Origin of the sequence: uncultured Amaricoccus sp., assembly GCF_937858865.1 — a bacterium.
Classification (GTDB): Bacteria; Pseudomonadota; Alphaproteobacteria; order Rhodobacterales; family Rhodobacteraceae; genus Amaricoccus.
Genome location: NZ_CALLYO010000324.1, coordinates 1 through 4,177, shown reverse-complemented (window position 1 = coordinate 4,177; position 4,177 = coordinate 1). Strand labels below are relative to the sequence as shown.

Genomic DNA, 4,177 nt, shown 5'->3' with positions numbered 1-4,177 from the left:
TTCGTCGGCGCATCCGGACCCCATACCCACAGGACGAGATTCAGGTCGGCATCCGTTGCCCCCTTGGCAAAGGACCGCACCTGCATCCCGGCAAAGCCCGAAGCCTTCAGCCGTTCCGCCAGTTCCTGGGTCGGCGCCTTGCCGCCGGCCAGCATCCTCACGCGCCAGTCGTCGGCGGCGAGGTCCGCCCGGTTCAGTCCTTGCGCGGCCAGGGCTGCGGAGTCTGTTCCGTCGAAGATCGGGCCGATGTCTGCCGCGTAGGCGACCAGGGTCGTCGGTTGCAGGGTGCCGATCTGGTTGGCCTCGCGGATCGCCGTCATCACGGACTGGGCGGTGTAGAGCGCGGGCATCCCCTTGGGGTTGAAACGCCCGCCATGCCTGCGCGCCCCTTCGCCCGACAGGCGGTCACGAGCATGGATCGGGTTCAGGGCACGGTAGAGGAGGCCGCGGTAGCGCATGCCCCGGGTCAGGCATGCACGCCGGCATCGACGGCGTCGATATAGTCCATCACGTCGGCTGCCCGGCCGTCGCGGACGAGCTGCATCGGGGTCAGGCCGGCAAAGCCCGCGAGGGGCTCCGACCGATACCAGGCATAGGCGATCAGGGCAGAGCCGAAGCGGGGTTCGACCCGGTTCAGGATCTCGACCATTTCGCGCAGTCGCTTCTGCGTCTTGGGACTCTGCACCCGATCGGCCCGGATCAGCGCATCACGGCCGAGGCCGACGGTGCGCGCGACCTCGTCCTTCGTGGTCCGCAGGACCTCGGCAATGCGGGCGGGGGCGAAGAGGCCGCCTTCGGCAAAGGCTTCTATGTGCATCGTCACACTCCACTTCATATGGCAGGATGTGGTGTCATTCTGTGTGGCAGTCAAGCTCCGAGTGCATGGCCAGCACCACTTCGGGCGGAAGCGACGACCCTCGGGCGGCGCACGTTCCCGCGCAATGCACACCCGCCGGCGCGATGCCTTGGCTATGGCGCGGTTCGGCGGCCGCTGGCGGCGACGATGACGGCGATGATGACGAGGCCGGTCAGGATGAGGCGGAGGTCGGCGCCGAGGCCGAAGGTGTTGAGCATCGTCGTGAGCAGGAAGAGGAAGAGGGCGGCGCCCCAGAGGCCGGGGACGTTGGCGAAGCCGCCGTTGACCGAGGTGCCGCCGATCACCACGACGGCGATCGAGGAGAGCAGGTATTCGGCGCCCATGTTGAGGGCGGCGCCGCCGGAGAAGGCGGCGACGAGGAAGCCGGCGAGGCCGGCGAGGAGGCCGCACATCACGTAGGTCAGGGCGCGGATACGCTCGACGGGGACGCCGGCGAGCTTGGCGGCGCGGGGGTTCTGGCCGATGGCGAGCACGCGGCGGCCGTAGATGGTGCGGGTGAGGACGAGGTGGAGGAGGAGGGAGACGGCGAGGACGACGACGGCGAGGGAGGGGATGCCGAAGGCCATGCCGGTCGAGAAGTCGGCGAGGGCGCGCGGCGGCTTGATGCGCAGGCCGCGGTTGTACCAGATCGCCGCGGACTGGAAGAGGAAGCTCGAGGAGAGGGTGGCGATGATCGGCGGGATGCTGAGGAGGCGGATGAGGGCGTAGTTGACGGCGCCGACGGCGAGGCCGACGAGGATGGCGGCGGCGAGGCCGAGGAGGATGAGGTGGTTGGCCTCGGCCATCAGCTTCATGGCGACGGTGGCGGCGAGGGTCATGCAGGCCGGGATCGAGAGGTCGACGTTGCCGGGGCCGAGGGTGACGACGAACATCTGGCCCAGGGCGACCAGCACGTAGAAGGCGGCGAAGGTGAGGGCGGCGGTGATGACGCCCATGCCGCCCTGGCCGCCGGTGAAGCCGACGATGCCGAGCCAGACGGCGAGGGCGGCGAGCCAGGACCAGATCCAGGGCTGGCGGAGGAGGGCGGTCATGCTTTCGCCTCGGCGCGGGAGATGAGGACGCGGAGCGCGAGGACGATGATGAGGATCGCGCCCTGGGCGCCGATCTGCCAGTCGGGGTTGAGGCGGAGGAAGGAGAGGAAGGAGCCGGCGAGGGTGAGCGTCATGGCGCCGATGACGGCGCCGATCGGGGAGACGCGGCCGCCGACGAACTCGCCGCCGCCGAGGATGACGCCGGCGATGGAGAGGAGCGTGTAGCGGAGCGCGATGTTGGCGTCGGCCGAGGTGGTGAGGCCGATCAGCGCGATGCCGGAGAGGACGCCGAAGAGGCCGGCGAGGGCGAACATGGTGACCTTGACGCGCAGCATCGACCAGCCGGCGCGGGCGACCGAGCGGGGGTTGCCGCCGGCGCCGCGCAGGACGGCGCCGTAGGAGGAGCGCATCAGGCCGAAGTGGACGACCAGCGCGATGAGGATCGAGGCGATGATCGGGAAGGGGACGAAGGCCGGCTTCAGCGTCATCAGGGTGCGGATCCAGTCGGGGGCCTTGCCGCCGGGGGTGGGGAGGACCATGACGGCGAGGCCGAGCCAGACGAAGGACATGCCGAGGGTGACGACGATGGAGGGGAGCTGGCGGAGCTCGATGAGGGCGCCCATGCCGGCGTAGGCGGCGACGAGCGCGGCGAGGGCGGCGATGCCGAGGAGGGGCGTGTCGTTCAGCCAGGTGGCGGCGATGCAGGCGACGAGGCTGACGAAGGCGCCGATCGAGAGGTCGAGGTCGTTGACGCAGAGGAGGAACATCTGCGCCACGGTGGCGAGCGCGATGGGGACGGCGAGGTTGAGCAGGAGGTTGAGGCCGAAGTAGCTCATGGTGCGCGGCTGCAGCCAGAAGATGGCGACGAGCAGCGCCGCGAGCGAGGCGGCGGGGAGGATGCTGCGGAGAAGCTGCGGGTTCATGCGTCGGCCCGGAAGGAGGCGTGGATGACCTTCTCCTCGGTCATCTCGGCGCGGGGGAGGTCGGCGACGATGGCGCCCTCGCGGAAGACGTAGACGTGGTCGCACTTGGCGAGCTCGTCCATCTCGGTCGTGTACCAGAGGAAGGTTCGGCCGCGGGCCGCCTCCTCGCGGATCATGCCGTAGACCTCCTGCTTGGTGCCGACGTCGACGCCGCGCATCGGGTCGTCCATGACGACGATCATGGCGTCGGTGCCGAGGGCGCGGGCGAAGAGCGCCTTCTGCTGGTTGCCGCCGGAGAGCGAGAGGATCGGGTTTCCGATGTCGGGGGTGCGGATGCCGATCCTGGCGCGCCAGTCCTCGGCGAAGGCGCGCTCGGCCTTGGGGTCGAGGAGCGGGCCTTTCCGGAAACGGCGGAGGGAGGCGATCGAGATGTTGGCGGCGATCGACCAGAGCGGGAAGACGCCGTCGGTGACGCGGTCGCCGGCGACCAGAGCGACGGGGCCGGCGACCTCGGTGCCGGGGGCGTGGTCGAAGACGCGGACGAGGAGCTCGGTCTGGCCGTGGCCGGAGAGGCCGCCGAGGCCGACGACCTCGCCGGGGTGGGCGACGAGCTCGATGGAGGCGGGGGTCGGGCGGGCGCGGACGACCGGGGTGGAGGTCGCGGTGCGGACGGCGGCGCGGGTCTCGTCGGCGCCGCGGGGGACGACGCTGCCCATGGCGCGGACGAGGGAGCCGCGGTCGAAGGCGGTGGCGGCGTCGAGGGCGGTGACGCCGCCGTCGCGCATGACGGCGATGCGGTCGGCGGTGGCGAGGATCTCGCCGAGGAGGTGCGAGATGAGGACGACGCTGCCGCCCTCGGCGGTGAAGCGGCGGACGTGGGCGAGGAGCTGGGCGGCGAGCACGCTGTCGAGCGAGGAGGTCGGCTCGTCGAGGATGACGAGGCGGGCGGGCGTGTCGGTGACGGTGAAGGCGCGGGCGATCTCGACCATCTGGCGGCGGGCGATCGAGAGGGAGCCCGTCTCGCGGGCGGGGCTGATGCCGCTGCCGGGGAAGATGGTGTCGAGGGAGCGGCGGATGAGCTCGGCGGCGCGGCGCTGCCAGCCGGGGCCGCGCAGGGCGGGGTGCATGATGCGGGCGTTCTCGGCGACCGAGAGGTTGGGGCAGAGCGAGAGCTCCTGGAAGACGCAGCGGACGCCGGCGGCGTGGGCGGTGCGGACGGAGTAGCCATGGGTCAGGTCCTGGCCGGCGATCTCGATGCGGCCGGAGTCGGGGGGGAGGACGCCGGCGAGGACGTTCATCAGCGTGGACTTGCCGGCGCCGTTGTGGCCGACGAGGCCGAGGCATTC

5 protein-coding genes are annotated in these 4,177 nt (G+C 71.1%); all 5 read right to left on the bottom strand.

Going from position 1 to position 4,177, the window contains the following annotated elements; translation table 11 throughout:
• A partial coding sequence (locus Q0112_RS09170) for an RES domain-containing protein (RefSeq protein ID WP_297974265.1) occupies positions 1-458 on the bottom strand: 458 nt, incomplete at its 3' end.
• A gap of 8 nt (positions 459-466) precedes the next feature.
• Positions 467-835, bottom strand: coding sequence for an antitoxin Xre/MbcA/ParS toxin-binding domain-containing protein (locus Q0112_RS09165; RefSeq protein WP_297974263.1), 369 nt, complete (start codon positions 833-835; stop codon positions 467-469).
• A 134-nt stretch (positions 836-969) separates the two neighbouring features.
• A complete protein-coding gene (locus Q0112_RS09160; protein ID WP_297974261.1) occupies positions 970-1,908 on the bottom strand; it encodes an ABC transporter permease in 939 nt (312 codons plus the stop codon).
• The gene (locus tag Q0112_RS09155) at positions 1,905-2,831 is read right to left on the bottom strand and encodes an ABC transporter permease (RefSeq protein ID WP_297974259.1); all 927 of its coding nucleotides are present in this window, start codon (positions 2,829-2,831) and stop codon (positions 1,905-1,907) included. Before Q0112_RS09155 ends, Q0112_RS09160 begins: the two co-directional genes overlap by 4 nt.
• On the bottom strand, positions 2,828-4,177 hold a 1,350-nt coding region (locus tag Q0112_RS09150), incomplete at its 5' end, for a sugar ABC transporter ATP-binding protein (RefSeq protein ID WP_297974257.1). The genes Q0112_RS09155 and Q0112_RS09150, both read right to left, overlap by 4 nt.